Genomic DNA, 23,898 nt, shown 5'->3' with positions numbered 1-23,898 from the left:
TCGGGGGCGCGTTCTTAATAGATAGCGAAAGGGAAGTACTTCTGGTTGATGCGCTGGTAGGTGCCATCGGCCAGCAGGGCCTTGATCGCCGTATCCAGCTCGCCACGCAAGGCCTGATCCTCCTTGCGCACGCCGATACCCTTGCCGACCCCGAAGTACTTGTCGTCGCGCACTTCCTGGCCGACGAAGTCACAGCACGCACCGAGGCTGGTCTGCAGCCAGGGGTAGAGGATCGCCGAGTCGGAGAACACCGCATCGAGGCGGCCGTTGGCCAGGTCCATCGCAGCATCGTCGACGGTCTTGTAGACCTTGATTTCGGAGTCCTTGTAGAAGTCCTCCAGATAGCTGCCCTGGGTGGTGGAGCCCTGCACGCCGATGACCTTGCCGGCCATGCCGGCGACCGAGGTATCGCTGATGCCGGCGCTCTTCTCGGCGATGAAACGGGCCGGAGTGGCGTAGTACTTGTCGGTGAAATCGATCTTCTGCTTGCGCTCCTCGGTGATCGCCATGGAGGCGACGACGGCATCGTATTTGCCGGACATCAGCCCCGGGATCATGCCGTCCCAGCCTTGGGAAATGATCTCGCAACGGGCCTGGATGCGCTCGCAGAGGGCCTTGGCGATATCGACGTCGAAGCCGGTCAACTGACCGTTTTCAAGGTAACTGAAAGGAGGATAAGTGCCCTCGGTGGCGATACGCAGCGACTTCTGCTCCGCGTGCGCACCGGCACCGAAAAGAAGGGTCAGGACCACAGCCGCACAGGCGAGGTATTTCGAGCTATTCATTGTTGGTTTTCCTCGAATTCCGGTATTCCTGCATACCAATATATTGGTATGCGAATCACGATAACAGGATTTGGCAGCTTATCAAGGGTGTTTCAGGTTTCTTTTTTGGAATGGGGAACAGCGGTTTTATGCCGTGCAGGGCCCTGGAACAAGACATGACGCCTTGATTTACGCGGACCTTGTGGGAGCGGGTTTACCGCGATAGCGGTAGTGAGCCCACCCGCGTAATCGCGGATAAACCCGCCCATAGTGTCCGCTTCGTCCTTTAGCACCTTTCTGCGCGAGCCAACAGCCAGGTCTCGATGACACGCGCCAGCTCCGCAGGCGCCTCACGCATCGGATAGTGACCGACTGCTGGCAGAATCTCCAGCCGGGCCGTCGGCAACCAGCGCATAAGCGTGTTGTTCATCGAGGCCACGGTGCAACCCGGGTCGCGTTCGCCCACCAGTACCAGCGTGGGCACCCTCCCCCCCTTCACTGCCTCGGCGAAATCATCACCGCTCCAGGACTCAAGGTACCGGCTCATCGCTTCCACCCAGGTAGTGCGCAGGCTCAGTTGCAGCATGCCGCGCAGCCATTCCTCGTCCTGGCAATGCCCGACGTTGGCCGAGATCAGCAACTGACGCGCCAGCGGCTCGTGCAAGGCTTCGCCCAGCAAGGCCCTGCGCTCCGGGGAAAGCGTCGCGCCACTGGCGGGTACCGAGGCCAGCAGCACCACCGACACCAGACGCTCGGCAGCGTGGGCCTGCAGCCATTGCGCTGCCATGCCAGCCATGGAATGGCCGACCACGCTGAAGTGCGACCAGTCCAGCAGGTCGGCCAGGTTCAGCATATCCCGGGCGATCTGCTCCACGGTGAATGGCCCTGGCGCCTCGCGCCGCGCGCCATAGCCGCGACAATCCATGAAGGCATAGGTGAAGCGCTCAGGGTCAAGCCAGCCGTGCAACGGATCGAACAGCGCGGCACCGGCCATCCAGCCGTGCACCACGATCACCTTGTGCGGCCCGTGGCCGAACTGGTGCACGGTCTCCAGCAGGCTCATCAGTACTGGCTCCCGACCGGCTGTCCCGTTCCGGCCAGATCGCCAAGTCCGCTGCGCACCTGTTTCAGGGCAGCCCCGGCGGCGTTGGTCAACATGCGCACGTCATTGGCCAGGGTGACCATATCGAAGCCCCACTGCAGCGCCCGCAACGCATAGGCCGGCGAACCACAATGCAGCGCAGCCTTGATGCCATGGGCATGGGCGGTGGAGAGAATATGCTGGATGGCCTCGAGGATTTCCGGCTCCTCGCGGTCGAAGCCGGTGGGATAACGCATGCCGGTCAGGCCGATGGTCAGGTCCGCCGGGCCGATGTACAGCCCGTCCAGGCCCGGGGTCGCAGCGATTTCGGCGAGGTTGTCCAACGCCTCGCGGGTCTCGATCATGGCGAAGCAGAGCATGTTGTCATTGGCTTCGCGGCCATAGTCGGCGCCGGCGGAAATGCTCGCCCGGGTCGGCCCGAAACTGCGCACCCCGGCCGGCGGGTAGCGCATGTAGGAGACCAGCCGCGCCGCCTGTTCCGCCGTGTTGATCATCGGGCAGACCACTCCGTAGGCCCCGGCATCCAAGGCTTTCATGATGCTCGCCGGCTCCAGCCAGGGCACCCGCACCATTGGTGTCACGCCACTTGCGCGCAAAGCCTGGAGCATGCCAACGGCAGTCTGATAGTCCACCACACCGTGCTGCAGGTCGATGGTCAGCGCGTCATAGCCCTGCTCGGCCATCAGTTCACTGACGAACGCACAGGGAATCGACAGGAAACCGTTGACCACCGGCTGACCGTCGCGCCAGAGCGCCTTGATCTTGTTGGGCTGCATAGTCCGTACCTCTCGTTACGCCGCGAGCTCAGCCGCGGCGGTACTTGTTCATCACGTCATAGTCGGGCTCGAAACCCAGGCCCGGCACCTGCGGCACCTTGATCAGGTCGCCGCTGCGCAGCCCTTCCACATCCGCCAGCCAGGCGTCGGGTTGCACGAAGTTGTATTCCAAGGCCTGGACCGAGGCGTTGGCCGCCGCCAGGTGCAGGCTGGCGAAGAAGCCCGGGCCGAAATACGGCGAGTGGGGCATCAACTGGCTGCCCGCCTTACCCGCCTGCTCGATGATCGCAAGGAATTCGGAAATGCCGCCGACCTTGGTCACGCTGGGTTGCACGATATCCACCGCGTCCGCCTGGAAGGCCTGGGCGAACTGGAACGAAGTGGTCCAGTTCTCCCCGGCGGCGATCGGCAGCGAACCACGCAGGCTGGACAGTGCGGCGAAGTCCTCCGGCGGGTACACCGGCTCCTCCACCCAGGTCAGGTTGAGGGCTTCGAGACGCTCCCGGTTGCGCTCGACGAACTCCACCGACCAGGCGCAGTTCACGTCGACGCAAATATTCTTGTCCGGCCCGGCGACACGGCGGCAGGCCTCGATGATGTCGAGGTCGATCTCGTGCAGTTTGATACTGTTGAACCCGGCGGCGATCACCTCGCGACAGGTCATGGTCGCCAGTTCCTCGGTGCCATAGCGCACCATGCTAGCGTAGAACGGGATCTGCTCGCGGCGGCCCTCGCCGAGCAGTTGGTAAAGCGGTTTGCCGGCGCGCTTGGCGGCCAGGTCCCAGAGGGCGATATCCACCCCGCCGATGGCGAAGATGGTGATGCCGTAGCGCCCGAACATGTGGATCGAGCGCTGCATCTGACGGTTCCACGCCGGGATGTCGTCGATGATGCTGCCGATCAGGCTGGGCAGGATCAGGCGGTCGATGATCGCCTTGGTGGCATCCACGGTGAAGTAGCCGAACCCTTCGCCCCAGCCGACATTACCCATTTCGTCCTCGAGACGGATCAGGGCGAACTCCAGGCTCTTCCAGGCGGTGGGCATGATCCCGACCCCGGTACCACGCAGATGGAAGGGAATCTCGACGATGGAGACTTCAGCCTTGACGATCTTCATCAGTTTTTCCTCGGATCAGGGAGCGAACTCTTGGCGAAGAAGCCGCCGACAAAACCGGCGCCCTCCTCCTCGGTCAGGTAGGTGAACGGGCGGAACGTGGCGCTGTGGTTGCGCGGCGAGTGGTCTACCGGGCGATAGCGGCGCTCGAAGGCTTCATCGTTCTTCAGCAGTGGCTGCGGGCAATTGGAAATGCCGTAGACTACCCGGAACGGCTCGCCCTGGCCTTCCAGGCCGAGGCAAATCAACTGCACCAGGTCGGCGGCGCTGACCCACAGGCGTTCACGGCGCCCGTCCACCACCTGCGGGTCAGCGTTACCGATGCGGATGGCTAGGCATTTGATACCGAAGCGGTGGGCGTACAGGGCGCAGGCCGCCTCGCCGAAGGCCTTGCTCAGGCCGTAGAAACCGTCCGGAGCGATCGCGGCGCTGGCAGTCCAGGGCTCGTCGCTGACCGGGTGTAGCCCTACCGCATGATGGCTGCTGGCAAAGATGAAGCGCCCCACACCAAACTCGCGGCAGGCTTCCAGCAGGTTGAGAACGGCGACGTAATTGGGCGCGAGGGTCGCGGCAAAGGCGATATCCGGCGCCACTGCGGCAGCCAGGTGGACCACGCCCACGGTGCCGCGCACGGCGGCATTGGCGATGGCCGGATCGGCCAGGTCACCGACTACGGCCTGCTCGCCGTCGCGTAGGTCCTCGATGGGATTCAGGTCGCACAGGCGCAGGTCGTAGTCGTCGAGCAGGATCGGACGCAACAGGGTCCCGACCCGGCCCGCTGCGCCGGTAATCAGCAGCTTGGGTTTGCTCATGGCAGTGCTCGCTGTCTTGTTGTTGGAAGGCACGCCGACAGCCGCCGGCGTGCCGGGTCATCACTTGGCGGTGGGCATGCTGAACTCGGGGCCCTTGGCGATGCTGTCTGGCCAGCGCTGCATGACGCTCTTGTAGCGGGTGTAGAAGCGCAGTGCTTCTTCGCCGTAGGCGTGGTGTTCACCGAACAGCGAGCGCTTCCAGCCGCCGAAGGAATGCCAGGCCATGGGCACCGGGATCGGCACGTTGATACCGACCATGCCGACCTGAATGCTGCGCGCAAAGGCCCGGGCCACGCCGCCGTCGCGGGTGAAGCAGGACACGCCGTTGCCGAACTCGTGGGCGTTGATCAGCTTCACCGCACTGGCGAAGTCGGGCACCCGGACGATACCCAGCACCGGGCCGAAGATTTCTTCCTTGTAGATAGTCATTTCCGGGGTGACCTGGTCGAACAGGGTCGCACCGACGAAGAAGCCCTGCTCCGCCCCCGGCACCTGCAGACCGCGACCATCGACGATCAACTTCGCCCCTTCCGTGACGCCGCTGTCGATATAGCCCTCCACCTTGCCCTTGTGCAGTGCCGTGACCAACGGGCCCATATCGGCCTGCGGGTCGACACCGTTGCGCACCCGCAGGGAATCGATACGCGGCAGCAGCCGGGCGATCAGCTCATCAGCAACATCGCCTACCGCCACGGCGATGGAGATCGCCATGCAGCGCTCGCCGGCCGAGCCGTAGGCCGCGCCGATCAGCGCGTCCGCCGCCTGGTCGAGGTCGGCATCCGGCATGACGATCATATGGTTCTTCGCCCCGCCCAGGGCTTGCACCCGCTTGCCACGAGAGGTCGCCTCGCGGTGGATGTACTCGGCGATCGGCGTCGAACCCACGAAGGAAATCGCCTCGACGTCGTCATGCTGGAGCAGTGCGTCGACCGCCGCCTTGTCGCCCTGGACCACGTTGAACACGCCGTCCGGCAGGCCGGCTTCCTTGAGCAGGCGGGCCATCAGCAGACTGGCCGACGGATCGCGCTCGGAAGGCTTGAGAACGAAGGTATTACCGGTAGCCAGGGCCATCGGGATCATCCACAGCGGCACCATCACCGGGAAGTTGAATGGCGTGATGCCGGCGCACACGCCCAGGGCCTGACGCAGGTTCCAGTTGTCGATACCGCCACCGATATTGTCGGTGAACGCGGTTTTCAGCAGATAAGGCGCGCCGCAGGCAAACTCGACGATCTCAATGCCGCGGGTCACTTCGCCCATGGCGTCGGAGAGCACCTTGCCGTGTTCGGCGGTAATCAGCCGGGCCAGTTCCTCATGGTGCTGGTCGAGCAGTTCCTTGAAACGGAACAGGATGCGCGAGCGACGCAGCGGCGACAGCTCCGACCAGGCCGGGAACGCCGCCCGGGCCGCAGCCACAGCTTCGTTGACAGTCATCGACGAGGCCAGCGCGACCTGCGCCTGGACCTGGCCGAGCGCCGGGTTGAACACATCGGCCTGGCGCTCGCCTTCGAACGAAACGACCTCACCATCGATGAAATGCCCGATCAGGCCGGACGTCTCGTGCTGGGTAGAACTGCTGCTCATGTACTCACCTATTAGTTGTGGTTTAGGCCCCATTGATGGAGCACGACTCAATGCCGAGGTACGGCAGCGCTTGCCTTACAAGAAAACCAACCGAAGCAGAACACTAATATATCAGTATATTTCTTACAAGACTTATCGCTACAAATCTCCATGAACCACCGTCCCGCTGAGAAATTGCGACGGTGATAGGCCCCTAACACGAAGCAGCAGCCATGACAGCCCTTGCCTGAAGGCTTCAGGCACAGCAAAACGCCCCCCAGCTAGGCGTTGCGAAAAGACAAAAAATCATGCAAAAATAAATACAAACAAGACAAAGCGTGCAGCCGAGGCGAAGAAAAAATGCTGAATCAGGAGCGAAAAGACCAAATTCGCGCACGTTTATCCTTAGACGGAAGAGTTATCGCAGCTGAACTGGCTAAGGAGTTCGGGGTATCAGAAGATGCGATAAGACGCGATTTACGTGAATTGGCTCGTATGGGTTTTTGTCGGAGGGTCTATGGTGGCGCTCTCCTCCCTGCTCCAGATTTTGGAGGGATCCAAGAGCGCACAACCGAGCTCATTGATAGTAAGAATCAATTGGCAAAATCTGTCGCGAACCACGTGACTGATGGCGCTACCATTTTTATAGACGCCAGCTCTACAAATATCGCTGTGGCCGCGGAACTACCTAAAAACATCAAAATTACAGTCATCACTAATGCACCTGCTATCGCAGTAGCATTAACAGATCACGTATTGTGCAAAATCATTGTATTGGGCGGAACCTTCAACCCAATCAAAGGTGCATGCCTAGGAAGCTTGGCAGTTGAAGAAGCGAAAAAAATTTATGCTGACATCCTCATTCTCGGAGCTTGTGGCGTGGACAGGACTTTAGGCATTACAGCATTTGACCCTGAGGAAGCCGAATTCAAAAGATGCTTGATAAATCAAAGTTCGCTGGTCATCGCGCCCATCACGTCTAACAAAGTCGGTACAGTTGCTCCATTCAAGTTATGTGAAGCCAGCGACATTGACATCTTAATCGTGGAAGACAATGTCCCTCCCTCAACGATAGAAAATTTTAAAGAAATCGGAATAAAGGTTGAAATTTCCGAAAAAAACCTTAACGATCGGTTAATAATCGCAAACTCGAAAAGCTTGTAAACCATGAACAAGTGCTCAATTGAATGTAATAGTGCGTATGAGCTAAAATGAACCGGGGTCGAAAAGTGGACAATCGCCATCCTTTCACTGGCCGCTTTCGTCATAGTCACCACGGAATTCATAATTATAGGCCTGATGCCCACCTTGGCGAGAGATTTGAATATCTCCATTCCGATAGTTGGGCAATTGGTTACAGCATTTGCGATAACAATGGTATTTTCCGGGCCGCCGTTAACTGCGGCATTCGCCCGCATCGAGCGACGCTCTCTCTTCACTTGGATACTTATTGCGTTCGCAGTGAGCAATGTAGCACTCGCGCCAAACTATTGGACTGTGCTTATTGCACGAATTGTTCCTGCAGCGCTGCTGCCCGTTTTTTGGGTGTCGGTAGCGATGCAGAAGGAAAATTAGTCGCCAAGGAAAAGGCAGGCAAGGCCATTTCTCAAGTGTATATCGGAGTAACTGCCGCTCTGCTATTCGGTCTACCACTGGTTACGGTGCTGGGTGACGCGTTTGGCTGGCGCGGAGCTTTCTGAATCTTGGCTTTGATGTCGCTCGCAATTGCGGGTCTTTTGCGCAAGGTCATGCCGGAGCTAGCTCCCGGCCCCCAAGAGCCGCTAAAAAACCAGATTGCCACGTTGGCAAACCGCTTTTTCATCGCCGATCTCCTGCTCTCGCTAGCGGAGTTCACCGCCATGTTTGGCGCATACACCTACCTCGCCGATATGCTGGTGCGCTCAGGAGCTATAGCGCCGGCTCAGGTCGGCTGGTGGTTGATGGGCTTTGGCACGGTGGGCTTGTTGGGAAATAACCTTGCCAGCCGCCTAGTTGATGGACACCCTGTCAAAGCCAATATCCTTTTCTGCCTCATGCTTGGCGCAGGTGCCGTAAGCGCTGTCCTGTTTGTTGGACAGTTAATCTTGTTTGTGGCTTCCCTCGTGATTTGGGGTGTCGCACACACGGCACTCTTCCCGCTTGGGCAAATACGTGTCATCAATGCAGCCCGTAATTGTAAAGCATTGGCTGGCACGCTGAATATCTCTGCGTGCAACAGCGGTATTGCTGCCGGCGCGATGCTCGGCGGATGGACCATAGATTTCAGCGGAATCACTGCCGCCATTCTTGCCGCCAGCGTCCTCATCGTGCTTTGTGCCTTTGCAACTCCGGCAGTTGAGCGGTTGCGTCCCGCTGCATAGGGCGTGGCTTCGTTTGGTTTTTAGGCGAATCGAAGAATGCAGCAACACACCTTGTTCGATATCCGTGAATACATTTTATATGAACGCTAGCACATGGAGTAGAAAGAGAACTCAACAACACTTCCTGCATGGAGCCGCCTGGCGAAAACTTAAAGCGGCATACTGCACGGCTTCACGGCAAGTCTCATGATACCCAAGCGCTAACCGCTCCTCAGAAGCAGGCAAAGCGATGCAGGTACTTGCATGAACTTCGTAATCGCCAGTTGCCTTTGGCACTGTGCTTACGTAATAGTGCGCCATAACCCTAACCTCTCAACTTGATGAAAAAAATTCATGGATAACACAGAACACAGAACACAGAACACAGAACACAGAACACAGAACACAGAACACAGAACACCCAAGCATGGAAAAGCATCCAGCCTACGATAACTCCCAAGCCTAAGAAACCTTAACTTCTCTCCCAGTATAACTTACGCCATCGATACTCACTCCCAATGAAATTACAGCATTAGCGTTTGGGATTATGCGTATCGTTGCGGACTACCGAAGGGTACGCCCTGCTCCACTTTGTCGATGATACCGCCCTTTCCTATGATAACTACTTGATTGGTGACCACTCAACCAACTCTATCTCCTTTCTGACCCAGCGCATTGCCGTTCCATCATCAACTACTCGCCACCATAATGTAGCACGCCCCCATAACAAATTCGCTTATTGAACGCTCAGGCAAATTTGTCTACTAACATTCTACTATGCAGGACACACGCAGGAAGGGTGCACGCGCCAAGTAGCATTGAAGTTAGGTAAAATACTTATCAGCCCTGAGTGGAATGCGAGCACTCTCTAGGCAGCCCATACTTACTTCACCTAACACTAGTGAAACTTGCGTACCCAGAGGGGTAAGAGATCGCTGTTTACCGCAGTCATTAGCACCGGACAGGCTTATGTCGGATCACTTCAATTTGCGTAAGACTAGCCGTAAGCTCCACCCCATAAACCGAGATCTGCCCTTGTTGATGCCCTCGATATGGGGAAACACAAATGATGGTAGAGTCTCCAAGACCTCAAAGCCAGCAGAGCATAATTTACTCGCACAGTCAGATCTATCACGATGCTAAGCTTGAGAGGCAGCAAACGAGCCGCGCGACCAAGGATTCCAGCTAATGGGACTAACCCTAGCGCGTGTAGGAAAAGAGAAAAAGCGAATATTTCTTCAATAATACATAAGCCCTGCTTATCAATTCAGCATCGCATTACCCAGCTATCGATTCTTGAAAGAGCCAGCAAGGTGACCGCTCGGATCTAGGCTGCAAGCTAACCACACCACTTGATGACATTCTTCGTAGCAAAACTTTTCTCCGCGCGCAAGCGATAGGCAGTGAAGATATTACGACGAATTTCCATCTCTAAGCGACGTCTGCTCCTAACCTGCATATCAGTGCCCGCCCTGCGCCCACGGAATGCACCTCCCTGCCTTCACAGCTAGAGACAATACTGGGAGAGCACGCAGACCTGTTACATGCTCAGTCACCATACCTGCGTAGGCTCTGCAATCCTCAAACTCCCGGCACGACCATCTTCGATTTGGCGACATCAGCCTTGATCGAATCTAGCTCGTCAACAATCGAATTGGTTGCACCTGCTCTTAACTGGTAGCGGTAAAATCGACGCCACGTCCACAGAGCTCCAGCAAATCAATGCCTGCTCCTTGCTCCAGCAGGGTCGGGGAGACGGTGAATACCGCAACGGTAATCGCCTCAGCAAAAACGGCCACTGTTTTACGCAGGAATCGTTCGCTAGCCGCACACAACCTACTATCATCCTTATTTTTTTACCCAAGCGGCAACCATGAAAAGGGTAATTTTTCCTTATGTATAGTTGAAATATTATTTGCTTTTTTTAATCTAGGACAGGATATAAATTCAAGAAACCATCAAGATAGGCACCGTTGAAATGACACAATCCTACTTCAACGATAACCCTAGTGAGCCTGACTCGCTGATCTTCAAGGCTCTGCAGGACGGAAAAAATCGCCAGCAAGGCCAGTGCAAATTAACTGCTTCTGAGAACACAGTAAGCTCGGGATCCTTGGAAACGATAGGTTCCGTTATCACAATCAAGACTGTAGTAGGCTTTCCGGGCAAGCGCCTTAACGGCGCAGCTGACCTTTTACCGCAGGCTGCAATCGATCGCGCTAAGAAACTTTTCGGTTGCAGCTTCGTAAACGTGCAGTCGCACTCCGACACCCAGGCCAACCAAGCAGTATTCTTTGCGCTGCTCCAGCCTGGCGATACCGTGTTGAGAATGGATCTCGCCTCAGACCGCCACTTAAGTCACAGCGCTAAACACAACCAGTCGGGTCGGTGGTTGAGTATCGACTCGTATGGACTAGATCGCGAAACGGGTTTAGTCAACTATTCTAAATTAGAGAGACTAGCTTCGGAACACAAACCTGAGCTTATCATCGCGGATGGCTCGTCATACCCATTTGAGATTAACTTCCCACGCATGCGTGAGATTGCCGATAAGGTTGGCCCTACCTTCTTAGTGGACATGGCCCACTTCGCAGGTCTAGACGCGGCTGGCGTACATCTTTCTCCGATCGCATACGCCGACTTAGTGACCTGTACCACTACCAAGACATTGTGCGGCGCTCGTGGTGGCCTGGTATGACCAACCGCGAAAATCTCTTTCAGAAGCTTCAATCCACAGTGTTCCCAGGTATACAAGGCTGCGTGCACGTGGCAACCATTGCTAGTGAAGCGGGTTGCCTCGGCGAAGTCTTGACCGCTGAATTCAAGGACTATAGCGGGAACGTTAAAGCTAACGCTTGCCTGCTTACGGAGGTTCTGCACAAACATGGTGTGCGCATCGTAAGCGGTGGCACTGATTCGCATCTTGCTCGGGTAGACATCTCCTCCAAAGGCTTGACTGGTCAGCAGACGCAGGACGCACTCTCCGAGATCAACATCACCTCAAACAAAAACCCGATCCGATTCGACAGCATCAAACCATCGGAATGGAAGGGTTTGAGTCTTGGCTCCTCGGCCGGTACCACTCGAGGCTTCGGTACGAAAGAGTTTGAGATAATTGGCAACCTGATCCCAGATATCTTCGACGCTCAAAATGCTAATGAGTCGCCCCTTGCCGCCATCATTGAGAAGAGCCGTACAGTGCTTGCCAAGCTGATTGATGAATTCCTAATTTATGCCCACAGCAGCCATGGTCTGCGCTGCAAGCCAGATCAACCTCCTGCTGCCCGCTGCTGCTCATCTGAAGCCAGAGATCTTGGTGATCACGATCGAAGCAGACTCGATTGGCTGAACTCGAACTGACTCGGCATTTTGGGTAGTGCAAGAGTAGTTGACGCCTCACCGTCTAGGTGCTGAAAAAATTTTACCGGTGGTTCAGTCGTTGCGCCCATCGTCGCACTACTAGCCACGCTACTGCTGAACTACATCGTAGGTTGACAGAAGCTGAACGCCATTGATGGCGCCCTCCCCCGACCTGTTTGACGTCAAACGGAATAGACATCAAACAGGTGATAACGTGTGGATTAATCCCATGCCAGTACATCACGTTTATCTTGGCCTCGGCAGTAATGTAGAGCAGGAAATCCACCTAGCGACGGCCTTAGAGATGCTTGAAGAACACATCACCTGTCTTCGCGGCTCACCGGTTTATGAAAGCGTCTCAACAGATCCTAGACAATCCCCGTTTTATAACCTGGTCGTAGGTGGTAGCACAGACCTCAGCCTGACGGAATTTCAAGCTTGGATCAAAGAGATTGAGTTAATTCATGGACGCGTCCGCAGTACGCAACGATTCATTCCGCTTGATATTGATATCTTACTTTTCGATGACCTCATGGGCATCCATGAAGGAATAGAGCTGCCTAGGGCAGAAATTCTCGACCGGGCCTTCGTGCTCTATCCGTTACAGCAACTCGCCCCACACCTGAAGCACCCTACCATAGGCATTTCCTTCAGCGAGTTGTGGCGCCAGTTGCAGCCTGGCCCGCCGCTGTCGCTTGTCCTTCCCTCCTTAGGCGCCAGTTCTTCTGGCCCTGCAATTCAAACCAACAGATTTCAACGCACTGGCGATTCGTGCCAGCCCTCGGCTCACGAGGTGACTCTGTCAACAATCCATGAGCACTGAGCTCGTTGGAGCCCTGTATGCAGCCTTTTCACGTACATTCTCTCCCCTACTTCGCAGATCCAACAATCTTCTTTTCAGCGATTCGGAATGCTCCTGGCGCCGTTCTGTTCGACTCGGGTCGCCCCACCTCTCAACGGGGCCGCTACGACCTAATGAGTGCATGGCCGGTAAGAAGCTACCAGCCGTGCCCAAATGAGCCCAACGGAGCATTTGCAGAGCGTTTGCGCTCAGCACTCAAAGGTCTGGAAAAAGGGCGACCGGATGAAACCCTCCCTTTCACAGGCGGGCTCATGGGGTACCTGAGTTATGAATTGGGCCGTGCAATGATGGGGTTACCGCCTAATAATAATGAACAGATTCCCACTGCCCGCATTGGCCTGTATACTTGGGCACTGGTTTCAGATCATGAAGAACGCAAATCTAGACTGATCTTCAATCCAGCGGTAAATCACCAGGAGCGTCAGCGCATAATTTCGCTGTTTCAATCGCGCACTCTGAAAGAAAGTGACGAGTTCTTTAAACTCTACGCCCAGTTCGCACCTGCCATTACTTATGACAACTACAAAAGTGCTATTTCCTGCATCCAGGATTACATCGCAGCGGGTGACTGCTATCAGGTGAATTTCACACAGCGATTTTCTACCGGCTATTCAGGCAGCCCATGGAGCGCCTATCTGACCCTGCGCAAGCATTGCGCAGCCCCTTTCGGTGGCTATATCAACCTAGCGCAGCATAACGCCATCATGAGCTTCTCCCCTGAGCGCTTCATCCAGTGCAGCAAAGGGATGGTTGAGACTCGGCCTATAAAAGGCACCATGCCCAGAGGTCAGACACGGGCTGAAGATCAGCACTTCGCAGACAAACTGGCAGCGAGCGAGAAGGATAAGTCAGAAAACCTGATGATCGTTGACCTGCTTCGCAACGACATCGGGAAAAACTGCAGATTCGGCTCAGTAAGCGTCCCAGAGCTTTTCAGGATTGAGTCATATTCAAATGTTCATCACCTAGTCAGCACCATCCGAGGCGAACTGGCAGACGGTAAACATCCGCTTGACCTGCTGTTCGGTGCCTTCCCTGGCGGATCAATCACAGGGGCACCGAAGAAACGCGCCATGCAAATAATCGATGAGCTGGAGACGACTGAGCGAAGTATTTACTGCGGCACCATGTTTTACCTCGATGTAGACGGTCATATGGATAGCTCTGTTAGCATCCGCACGCTACTTGCAAGCGGCGGAACGATCTGTTGCTGGGGTGGCGGCGGTATAGTAGTAGAGTCAACCGCGAGCAGCGAGTACCAAGAGTCCGTTACGAAGATCCAAAACCTGCTGAATTGCCTAGAGAGTTACTTTCTGCAGCTACCTACTTAGCTCATCCCGCCGACGATAGCCCCTAAGCCAAGTACATTTCGGCAGGTTAAATCCCTCACTAGTTATGACTTCCACACGATACAAAGTGCGTATGGACATTACGACTAACCAACAAAGGCAAACACCTCATGCGGCAGTCCAAGGTCAGTGAGCGAACGAGATCTCGATAACGAACCTCACTAACACCCGAACCTATGAAAATGACCGAACCTATCAGCAGTGCTAAATATGCTAACACGCTGAGTGCTGAGTTATTTAATAAAGTCCTTATGTGCTACGACAGGATTATCAACACGATATTGGGGGGCATGATGACGCAAGCCAGGGCACCCAGAAACCATTAACTTAGGTAAACTTGACCGAACGTGGGGAATGCTACGCAACAATCGCAGGAGGTCGCCCATTTAATGGCATGACTGCAAGAGTACCCAGGATTATTGTGCGGAAAATATAACTGACTTTTCCACTCCACCTTAGAAGCATTAAATAAGCACTAGAAAACTTTAATTCTTGGCGATGAAAGAGCATATCGCTGATAAAAAACTGGCACCTCAGGTTCATGGCATCGCTGCGAAGGTAGCCGACTCGACGGAGTTTTACATCTAATTTAGGGGCAGAAAATGATTTAAGTCCTGATAAAGGCTACCTTCTTAAACTGGCCCAAGAATAGACGACAGCATAAATAGCGACTACGATCTTGCAGATTGCTACTCGATAAATCTATCACAGAAGCTTAAACCTACGCATCTCGCCATATAACACGCAAGTATCAATGCAAAAACATGTTTGAAGTTAAAGAAACCGTCTCGATTGAAGCAAAGCGATTACGGCCATGTTGATACTCGCTTTAGCTCTTCATCTAAAAACATGGTGCACCTGATGACGCTTTTCGTGAATCTATAGATTAATGGCAGCACTGATGACCACGCTTTAGATACATACTTTTAGAAGGTAAAAACCCAAGCAATACTTCGGATTGATAGAGCTTAAGACCGAGAAATTAAAAATGCGACATTAAACCATTGCAAACCTTGTTTGGCGAGAACATGCACGACTACTCTCTAGCACCATAAAAATAGTCTATAGCGCCAAAAATACATTTAAAAGCATTTCGCTTTACTAATCCGCAAAAAGCGATTATTATTAAATAGATTTTCAGCATGTTTAACTTTAAAGTCCTGATAAGAATTTTAAGGATTTAATATCATGGATATCAGCAAGCTAGGTGCGCTCCGAGAGCTATCAGTGCGTAAAACTATGGCTGCGGTCGCCGAAGCCATGCACATCTCTCCATCAGCTGTGTCTCAACAAATTTCATTACTTGAGCAAGAATTTGGTATCGACTTGGTTGAGCGGCGAGGGCGAGGTGTAGAGTTAACTATCGCTGGTCGTACATTAGTTGAGCGTATCAACCGGATTTTTGAGGAGCTCGATTCTGCTCGAGCTGATATGGCGGAGTTAAAGAAAGTAGTAGCTGGAGAGCTTAGAGTTGCTGCCTTCCCAACTGTAGCTGCTGCCTTGATACCTAGGGCGATTCAAACTCTTCGAGTTACTCACCCGCGGCTACAAATTTTTTTTGAGGAAATGGAGCCAGAGGACAGCATGAATGCTCTTCGCAGCTGGCAAACAGATATAGCGTTAATTGATGACTTGAACGTTCCAGTAGGCTTGCTTGATCCTAGCATCGAGATAACGCCGTTCATCGAAGATATTTACAACATTTTAGTTTCCTCAGCGCATCGTTTGGCAGGACGAAGTTCAGTTTCTTGGAAAGACTTGGAACATGAAAACTGGGTGATTGATACTGCGTCAACAACTTATCCGCGCATGATAACGGAAGCTTGCCAGCGGGCCGGTTACAATCCAAAAATCATCGCTCGGTGCAAAGGTTTCGAAATCACTCGCGAGCTTGTGAAAGAAGGATGTGCGATAGCTATTTTGCCTGGCCTAAGGGCTCGAGCTGATATGCAGGGTACATATATCTGTCGGCTGGAGCCGGAGATCAGGCGCAATATATCTATGGCATTTCGCAAAGGAGAAAAGAAAAGCCCGATATTGAAAGTGTTTAAGGAATGTTTGGAGCAGGAAGTAGTAAAGATCCGTGTCTCTAGTGATGAGTGACTACAATATTGTGCGTGGTTTTCTTGTGAGAGATGTAATATTTATTGTTAGCCCGATCTAGGGGTTCTCCAATCAAGTCAGCGCAGGCCGCCCGACCTGTGCTGAAATGGCCCCTCACTCAGCCACCCCATGCAAGCCTTGTCCATGAATCAGATGAGCTTCTCCGATTTCTAATACGCCGGTAAGCGCAAACAGGCCCGCCGCGAACGTATCCTGGCAGAGATGGAGCAGAGCGTGCCGTGGAGCGAATCAGTCGCAGTAATACAGCTTCACTATCCACAGGTCGGCGGCGGTTGTAAACCTTATCCATCGGATACGATGCTGCGTACTCACTTGCTGCAGAACTGGCTTTTGCTGAGCGATCCGGCGATCGAGCAGGCGTTGCACGAGACCACCTCGATGCGCCAGTTTGCTCGACGACGCTCAGAGCGCCGTTCCCCGGAGGTACGACTATTTCCTGCACCTCGTGGACAAGTATCGGCTTGGGCAGGGATTCAGGAACTCATTAACAACTATCTGCAAGAAAACGGCCTGTAGTTGCGCCAAGGCACCATTGCGGATCCCATGTTCATCCTTGAGCTGGATCGCAGCACGACGCAGTACTTACCAGCACTTGGGAAAACGCAGGGTGCTCTACAAAGCCAGCTTAAGATCGAAAGGGCCAAGGTGAAGCTGCGTGGAATAGTGGAGCACCCGTTTCGGGTAATGAATCATCCGCTCGGCTATGTAAATACTCGCTTTCGTGGCTTAGCCAAGAACACGGCGCAACTGAAGCCACTCTATTGCGCTGTCGAATTTGAGGATCGCGCACCGGCAGTAATTGAGCCCGAGGGAGAGGTGCGTCCATGGCGCGCTAGAACCAGAGAAAAGCCAGGGTTTGATGCCGACTGACGATCGAAAAATCGGTCTTGCGGCGTCGAGACGTTGCTCATTGAGTGCTAGGGGCAACTTGTTCAGAGTTTCCCGAAGAATCGCGTATGACTTCTTTGGATTTGGTCGAGCTGGGCGGGGTTGATCGTGTCATGAAGACTGCTAGAGCAGCGACAGGCCTTTGGCTGGCAGATAATTGTTGATGGTCTCCAGAATCCTTATTGCGATCTGATGCACCGTCAAGAGATGGAGAATATTAATACTGACCTTGTATTGTAGGACCGTACATTAAGTGACATTCGCGCAAACTGACGCGTCGAAGTTATCTAATACAACGGCTGCTCCTTGCGCGGATCACTCAAAGTAAACCAAGTCTAATAAGCGTGCACTGCGTACAAAAAGCTAGCTAATGTAAAACCCGGCCTAAACCAGGCTCTACATTAACTAGAGCTTAACAGCCAAGCCTGACATTTCAACAATCACATAAGAATCAAACATTGCGACCCACAATTAAAATACGAGCAGCACGGGCACGACACCAATCGATTTCACCCGGCAACATTCCACTCGACGTATGCCAACATCAAAACCCTTCACATACACCATTAACACATATTAAATCCATTACAACCAAATGACCCCATACAAAAAAACAAAAGAAAACGGCAACAATTTTTTACTAGCAAGTAAGTCACGCCACTATACATAACGATATCGCCAACATTTTATTTGGTTAGCAACCGCTAAAAACCTATTACCTCGGCACTCCGATTTAACTATAACGAGAAATATCAAGTCCTTGAGAGCTAATTTGCGTTTTCTTATTAGCAAGTATATCTGCTAGCAATCTAGCCGAGCCGCACGCCATAGTCCAGCCAAGAGTACCGTGACCAGTATTTAGATAGAGATTTCTAAACTTCGTCGCCCCTACGATGGGAGTTCCATCTGGCGTTGCAGGACGCAGACCTGTCCAGAAGGAGGCCTGCTTAACATCCCCTCCACGAGGGTACAAATCGTTTACAACACTCTCCATTGCCTTGCGACGTTTAGAATCCAAGTCAAGATTGTAGCCATTGATTTCAGCCATACCACCAACACGGATACGATCATCGAATCGTGTTATTGCGGTTTTATTCGTTTCATCTACGATCGTTGAGGTCGGCGCCATTGAATAGTCGGTGATAGGTATAGTCAACGAATAGCCTTTAAGTGGATATACTGGAACTTTAATCCCTAGAGGCCTAAGTAAATTATGACTGTAGCTCCCAACTGCTAACACATATGAATCAGCCCTCTCAACGCTACCATCAACTACCACCCCAGTAATACAATCCCCGTTTGAATTTATTGCTTCGATGGTACTACCAAAGCTAAATTTCACTCCAAGCCCCTCGGCCATTTGCGCTATCTTCAACGTAAACCGATGGCAGTCGCCGGTCTGATCATTCGGTAAGCGCAAGGCCCCCGAAAGTTTATGGCACTCCGAGATTAAGGCAGGCTCAACCCTTGCGATCCCCTCCCGATCAAGAACCTCGAAAGGTACCCCAGACTGTTCGAGAATTGCTGTGTCTTTGGCTGCACTGTCGAGCTGGGCCTGTGTTCTAAAGAGCTGAGTCGTTCCAAGTTGCCTATCATCGTATGTAATGCCGGTTTCTCGACGCAACTCATCAAGACAATCTCGACTGTACTCCGAGAGTCGAACCATACGCTCTTTATTCACTGCATAACGTCCTGCTGTGCAATTACGTAGCATCTGAGCCATCCAAAGATACTGTTGAATACTACTTGTTGCCTTGATCGCAAGAGGAGCGAGATCTTGGAGCATCCACTTAATCGCTTTGATAGGCACACCCGGTGCGGCCCATGGAGCTGCATAACCCGGTGAAATTTGTCCAGCATTACCGAAACTCGTTTCCATCGCTGGCCCAGATTGACGATCAATAACAAGCACTTCAAATCCCGCTCTGGCAAGATAATATGCGGTCGTAACCCCAATAACACCTGCACCCAGCACAATAATACGCATACAGCACCTCATGAAAACCAGGATGTATAGACTGTAAGTTTTCCACATGAGCACTTACAGCACTAGTACCGCCAATAATAACTAATAGCTTGACTTAAGCGACTACAAAATATTCATCCTCCAGCTCAAGCGCTCGCGCAAACCTCATACATTCTTTTACCATAGTTGCCTTAATAACCTAATAAATTGCCGCTCGACAGCCCTACCCGACAACATCCAATTAATTAAAAAAGGCTTCCCGAACAATTAGGAAGCCAAAATACTGGACACAATGACCGAAGGTGACCAAACCCAAAGACCTGCACGACCTAAACGCAAGCTTTGTCATGTGTCCAATATAAAGCCAACAGACTAATAAAAACTCAATGAATTATCTGACTCAGGAATGTTCGAGTACGTACATTCTGAGGGCGGTCAAAAAACTCTTCCGGACTGGCTTGCTCAACGATCTCTCCCTTGTCCATAAAGATCACTCTATTAGCGACCGTCCTCGCAAAACCCATTTCGTGTGTTACACAAAGCATGGTCATCCCGTCTTCAGCCAGGCTAACCATAGTATCCAACACCTCTTTAACCATCTCAGGATCGAGGGCCGATGTTGGCTCATCAAACAGCATGATTTTTGGCTTCATGCAAAGCGCCCGGGCGATGGCTACACGTTGCTGCTGCCCACCAGATAGCTGGCCAGGATATTTATGGGCCTGGTCTGGGATTCGGACACGCTCGAGGTAGTGCATTGCGACTTCTTCCGCCCGACGGCGTGGAATTTTGCGCACCCACATAGGAGCCAAGGTGCAATTTTCAAGGATAGTTAGATGCGGGAACAGGTTGAAATGCTGAAACACCATGCCAACTTCACGCCTAATAGCCTCAATCTGCTTTAGATCTTGAGTCAGCTCTACACCATCTACCACGATTTGACCTTGTTGGTGTTCTTCCAAACGATTCAGACAACGAATTGTTGTCGACTTTCCAGAGCCGGATGGCCCGCACAGCACTATTCTTTCTCCTTGCTGGACATCAAGATTAATATTTTTTAGAACGTGGAAGCTTCCGTACCACTTATTCATGTTTCGGATCCGAATAATTGGCTCGGACACTACTGATGATTTTAAAATCTGACTCATAAAATCACTCCTAAACCTTATGACCAGTGTCGAGCTTACGCTCCAGACTTTTGGAATAATGGGACATCCCAAAACAGAAAACCCAAAAAACTAACGCAGCAAATACGTAGCCTTCGGTAGCCATTCCTAACCAAGCAGGATCAGCAGCAGCTTGTTTAACGCTATTGAGAAGATCAAAAAGGCCGATTATCACAACCAAACTAGTATCTTTAAATAGTGCAATGAAGGTATTAACAATACCAGGTATCACCAACTTGAGCGCTTGAGGTAGGATTACAAGCCCCATAGATCTCCAATACCCTAAACCCATTGCTGCTGCGGCTTCATATTGCCCTTTAGGAACTGCCTGGAGCCCACCGCGCACCACCTCTGCAATGTACGCCGACTGAAAGAGAACAACGCCTATCATGGCGCGTAGCAACTTGTCGAAGCTCATGTCTTCGGGCAGAAATAGAGGTAGTAGAACGGAACTCATGAAAAGCACGGTAATTAGCGGAACACCACGCCAAAACTCGATAAAGGTAACACAAAAAACTTTTATAGCTGGCATGTTTGAGCGTCGACCCAAGGCAAGAATAATGCCGAGTGGCAGTGCCCCTGCGATGCCCACAGTAGCGATTACCAACGTCAGCATCAAACCGCCCCACTTACTCGTAGGAACCTGATCGAGACCAACATATCCACCATGTAATAGGGTAAACGCTAGCACCGGAAACAGGCCGAGGAAAATAACTCCATAAACGGCTTTACGAGGAAAACCACGAACAAAGAATGGCAAAGCGCCTATCAAAGCTGCGATCACCGTTAAATTTACTCTCCAGCGTTGAGTGTCGGGATAATAGCCATACATGAACTGGTCAAAACGCTGCTGGACAAAGACCCAACATGCTCCAGTATTGGTACAGTCTGCGCGAGTCGTACCTCTCCAATTAGCATTAACGACTGCCCAGTCTAGTAACGGCGGTACAACAAGCCAGACCACGTAGACTGCAAAGAGACTCAGCAGCGTATTATACCAACTAGAGAACAAGTTAGCTCGCATCCATCCTATCGCACCCTTGGTGTTAACCGGCGGTGCCATATCAGGCTTAAAATCAAAAGCAGTCATCCTCGACACCTCACCGCTCAACGAGCGCGATGCGCTTATTATAGATGTTCATCAGTAGTGAAATCGAAATACTGATTACTAAATACACACTCATCGTTATAGCAATCAGTTCAATTGCTTGGCCGGTTTGGTTCAACACAGTACCAGCAAATAGAGATACCAATTCTGGATAACCAATACCAGCAGCCAATGAGGAACCTTTGGCGAGATTGAGGTATTGACTGGTCAGCGGAGGTATTATCACCCTCAAGGCTTGAGGAACTATAACCTTCCGTAGCACTTGCCCTTCTTTCAAGCCCAGTGATCTCGCAGCCTCGGTTTGACCGTGACTAACTGAACGTATTCCCGAACGCACAATTTCGGCAATGAATGCAGCTGTGTAGATTGTGAGAGCTAATGTGAGAGCCAAAAGCTCTGGAATTAATACCCAACCACCAACAAAATTGAAGCCTTTAAGCTCAGGAACATCCCAATGCAATGGACTCCCGAAGAGAAAAGCACTACACCCTGGTATAACGATCATGAGCCCAATTCCAGCCCAAAGCTTGTGAAATGGCTGCCCAGTTTCATAAAAACGCTTATTGCCATAACGAACCATAAGAAGCACACAGACTATGGCGATCCCGATTGAAATCACGAATGCTGTCAACCCATCAGAGACCGAAGCCCCCGGCATGCTCAACCCTCGATTACTTATAAAGAAAAGATTGTGAATATTTATACTACTACGCGGCCCTGGGAGCGATAAGAATACAGCGAAATACCAAAAAAGGATCTGCAAAAGCGGCGGAATATTACGGAAAGTTTCGACGTAAACGGCTGCCAGCTTACTCACCATCCAGTTGGATGAAAGGCGTGCCACACCTATAATGAAACCCAGAATCGTAGCTAGTACTATCCCAATGAACGTTACTAACAATGTGTTGAGTAGTGCAATAACAAACACCCTGGCATAGGTATCTGACTCAACATAAGGAATGAGGTGCTGAGCAATACCGAAGCCGGCGCTGCGTTCAAGAAAATCAAAGCCCGATGTAATTCCTCGATTCGCGAGATTTTCTTGTGTGTTATTGAAAAAATATAGACCAACTGCCAATACCGAGACAATGGTTATGACTTGGAGGATCAAGGCCCGAAACCTCGGATCGCTCATCGATATCCTACGCTTAGTGGGGGCGATTTTTTGCATGATTCATGCTCTACCGAAAACTATTGAAAAATTTGCTCAGCTAGCGCTGAGCAAATCTCGCGGTCAGCGAATTGGAGGAGCGTATTGAATGCCGCCTTGGTTCCAGAGCGCATTTAAGCCACGCTTGATCTTCATTTCGCTACCAGAGCCCAAGTTTCGGTCGAATGATTCGCCGTAGTTTCCGACCTGGGAGACAATTTTTACCACCCAGTCATTGGGGAGGTTGAGATCTTTGCCCAAACCACCATCGTTACCCAGTAAACGGGCGACGTCTGGGTTCTTGGTGTTTTTTACTAGATCTGCAACGTTTTGCGAGGTAATTCCAAGCTCTTCGGCGTTTAACATCGCATATTGTGTCCAACGCACAACCGAGAACCACTCCTCATCACCACGACGGACAGCAGTTGCCAGAGGAAGCTTATCAACAACTTCGGGAAGAACCACATAATCTTGTGGCGCAGCAAGCTTCAAGCGCTGCCCGTACAACTGCGACTGATCAGCAGTGAGTACATCGCAACGACCAGAGTCTAGAGCTTTGAACGATTCGTCAGAAGTGTCAAACGTGATAGGTGTGAACTTCAGACCATTCGAGCGGAAATAGTCAGCAAGGATGTTCTCAGTCAATGTACCAGCTTGCATGCATACCGTTGCGCCATCGAGCTGTTTAGCGCTGTTTACACCAAGCTTCTTGTTTACAAGAAAACCCTGACCATCATAATAAGCAATCCCAGCAAACAGGATACCCATAGCTCCATCTCTGGATGAAGTCCAAGTCGTACTGCGCGATAGAATATCCACCTCTCCTGACTGCAGAGCAGTAAATCGCTCTTTCGCGGTCAATTGAGTGTATTTAACCTTATCCGCTTCTCCGAATACAGCTGCGGCTACAGCGCGACAAACATCAACATCAAAACCATGGAAGTTTCCTTTGGCATCTGTATAAGAAAAGCCAGGCAGGCCATCGCTTATGCCACATTGAACGAACCCCTTCTTTTTGACATTATCAAGGGTGGCGCCTGCCATAGCGCCCATGGAGATCACAGAGCCCAGAGTCACTGCTACGACTGTGAGGGTAGTTTTAAATTTATTATTTTCTTTTTTCATGTCATTGCTCTCATAGATTGCGGCATAGAAATTCCGTCAAAATTTGATAATTTTGGCGGGCACTCGACCAACTTTCAGAGGCAGAAAAAAACTCGCAGACGCACATGCCTGATAGATAGAATTATCATTATAGTAAGTGGCATAGCCTGCCCTCTTGTTATTTTACCAACCCCAAATTATGACAAGCTAACGCTACAAACGCAGCCAGATTCTCTGTGCCTTGGATGACGATTGTTTGCGCTTCGGACAAGATTTCTCCGTCGAGATCAACCTACCCCCTGATTGAATCGAGTAAAAGCGAATATTTCTGCATTACAGCATAAGCTTAGC

Annotated in this window: 17 protein-coding genes and 2 pseudogenes; 8 read left to right on the top strand and 11 right to left on the bottom strand. The window is 52.1% G+C overall.

Annotation, left to right across the window (positions count from 1 at the left end; genetic code table 11):
* Positions 1 to 14: 14 nt before the first annotated feature.
* From HU737_RS06820 to HU737_RS06795, 6 genes are all read right to left on the bottom strand, one after another.
* A complete protein-coding gene (locus HU737_RS06820) occupies positions 15 to 785 on the bottom strand; it encodes a lysine/arginine/ornithine ABC transporter substrate-binding protein (protein ID WP_186553638.1) in 771 nt (256 codons plus the stop codon).
* Positions 786 to 1,050: 265 nt separating this feature from the next.
* The gene (locus HU737_RS06815) at positions 1,051 to 1,827 is read right to left on the bottom strand and encodes an alpha/beta fold hydrolase (RefSeq protein WP_186553639.1); all 777 of its coding nucleotides are present in this window, start codon (positions 1,825 to 1,827) and stop codon (positions 1,051 to 1,053) included.
* The gene (locus tag HU737_RS06810; RefSeq protein WP_186553640.1) at positions 1,827 to 2,642 is read right to left on the bottom strand and encodes an HpcH/HpaI aldolase family protein; all 816 of its coding nucleotides are present in this window, start codon (positions 2,640 to 2,642) and stop codon (positions 1,827 to 1,829) included. The genes HU737_RS06815 and HU737_RS06810 overlap by 1 nt, the downstream gene beginning before the upstream one ends.
* A gap of 28 nt (positions 2,643 to 2,670) precedes the next feature.
* Entirely contained in the window at positions 2,671 to 3,759 is a 1,089-nt protein-coding gene (locus HU737_RS06805; RefSeq protein ID WP_186553641.1) for a mandelate racemase/muconate lactonizing enzyme family protein, read from the bottom strand.
* Entirely contained in the window at positions 3,759 to 4,568 is an 810-nt protein-coding gene (locus HU737_RS06800; protein ID WP_186553642.1) for an NAD-dependent epimerase/dehydratase family protein, read from the bottom strand. The genes HU737_RS06805 and HU737_RS06800 overlap by 1 nt, the downstream gene beginning before the upstream one ends.
* Before the next feature lie 60 nt (positions 4,569 to 4,628).
* A complete protein-coding gene (locus tag HU737_RS06795; protein ID WP_186553643.1) occupies positions 4,629 to 6,152 on the bottom strand; it encodes a CoA-acylating methylmalonate-semialdehyde dehydrogenase in 1,524 nt (507 codons plus the stop codon).
* A 339-nt stretch (positions 6,153 to 6,491) separates the two neighbouring features.
* On the opposite strand from HU737_RS06795, the gene HU737_RS06790 reads away from it, so the two are divergent.
* From HU737_RS06790 to HU737_RS06755, 8 genes and pseudogenes are all read left to right on the top strand, one after another.
* The gene (locus HU737_RS06790; RefSeq protein WP_186553644.1) at positions 6,492 to 7,295 is read left to right on the top strand and encodes a DeoR/GlpR family DNA-binding transcription regulator; all 804 of its coding nucleotides are present in this window, start codon (positions 6,492 to 6,494) and stop codon (positions 7,293 to 7,295) included.
* Between the two features lie 135 nt (positions 7,296 to 7,430).
* A complete protein-coding gene (locus HU737_RS26405) occupies positions 7,431 to 7,706 on the top strand; it encodes an MFS transporter (RefSeq protein ID WP_367616012.1) in 276 nt (91 codons plus the stop codon).
* A 137-nt stretch (positions 7,707 to 7,843) separates the two neighbouring features.
* Positions 7,844 to 8,491 (top strand): MFS transporter, encoded by a 648-nt coding sequence (locus HU737_RS06780; protein ID WP_367616060.1) that lies wholly within the window; start codon positions 7,844 to 7,846, stop codon positions 8,489 to 8,491.
* 1,957 nt (positions 8,492 to 10,448) lie between these two features.
* Positions 10,449 to 11,830: pseudogene (gene glyA, locus HU737_RS06775) on the top strand (serine hydroxymethyltransferase).
* 229 nt (positions 11,831 to 12,059) lie between these two features.
* A complete protein-coding gene (gene folK, locus HU737_RS06770) occupies positions 12,060 to 12,653 on the top strand; it encodes a 2-amino-4-hydroxy-6-hydroxymethyldihydropteridine diphosphokinase (protein ID WP_186553645.1) in 594 nt (197 codons plus the stop codon).
* 17 nt (positions 12,654 to 12,670) lie between these two features.
* Positions 12,671 to 14,023, top strand: coding sequence for an aminodeoxychorismate synthase component I (gene pabB / locus HU737_RS06765; protein ID WP_186553646.1), 1,353 nt, complete (start codon positions 12,671 to 12,673; stop codon positions 14,021 to 14,023).
* Positions 14,024 to 15,229: 1,206 nt separating this feature from the next.
* A complete protein-coding gene (locus tag HU737_RS06760; protein ID WP_186553647.1) occupies positions 15,230 to 16,144 on the top strand; it encodes a LysR family transcriptional regulator in 915 nt (304 codons plus the stop codon).
* A 210-nt stretch (positions 16,145 to 16,354) separates the two neighbouring features.
* Positions 16,355 to 16,964 (top strand): annotated as a pseudogene (locus tag HU737_RS06755) (transposase).
* An 822-nt stretch (positions 16,965 to 17,786) separates the two neighbouring features.
* Here the strand turns inward: HU737_RS06755 and HU737_RS06750 are convergent.
* From HU737_RS06750 to HU737_RS06730, 5 genes are all read right to left on the bottom strand, one after another.
* The gene (locus tag HU737_RS06750) at positions 17,787 to 19,040 is read right to left on the bottom strand and encodes a D-amino acid dehydrogenase (protein ID WP_186557751.1); all 1,254 of its coding nucleotides are present in this window, start codon (positions 19,038 to 19,040) and stop codon (positions 17,787 to 17,789) included.
* Positions 19,041 to 19,402: 362 nt separating this feature from the next.
* A complete protein-coding gene (locus HU737_RS06745) occupies positions 19,403 to 20,167 on the bottom strand; it encodes an amino acid ABC transporter ATP-binding protein (RefSeq protein ID WP_186557750.1) in 765 nt (254 codons plus the stop codon).
* A 10-nt stretch (positions 20,168 to 20,177) separates the two neighbouring features.
* Entirely contained in the window at positions 20,178 to 21,275 is a 1,098-nt protein-coding gene (locus tag HU737_RS06740) for an amino acid ABC transporter permease (protein WP_186557749.1), read from the bottom strand.
* A gap of 10 nt (positions 21,276 to 21,285) precedes the next feature.
* On the bottom strand, positions 21,286 to 22,464 hold the full coding sequence (locus tag HU737_RS06735; RefSeq protein ID WP_186557748.1) for an amino acid ABC transporter permease: 1,179 nt from the start codon (positions 22,462 to 22,464) through the stop codon (positions 21,286 to 21,288).
* A gap of 63 nt (positions 22,465 to 22,527) precedes the next feature.
* A complete protein-coding gene (locus HU737_RS06730; protein ID WP_186557747.1) occupies positions 22,528 to 23,568 on the bottom strand; it encodes an amino acid ABC transporter substrate-binding protein in 1,041 nt (346 codons plus the stop codon).
* Positions 23,569 to 23,898: the final 330 nt, after the last annotated feature.

Source organism: Pseudomonas urmiensis (genome assembly GCF_014268815.2).
Lineage (GTDB): Bacteria > Pseudomonadota > Gammaproteobacteria > Pseudomonadales > Pseudomonadaceae > Aquipseudomonas > Aquipseudomonas urmiensis.
Note: the sequence above shows the minus strand (reverse complement) of the source record. Positions and strands in the feature narration are given on the sequence as shown.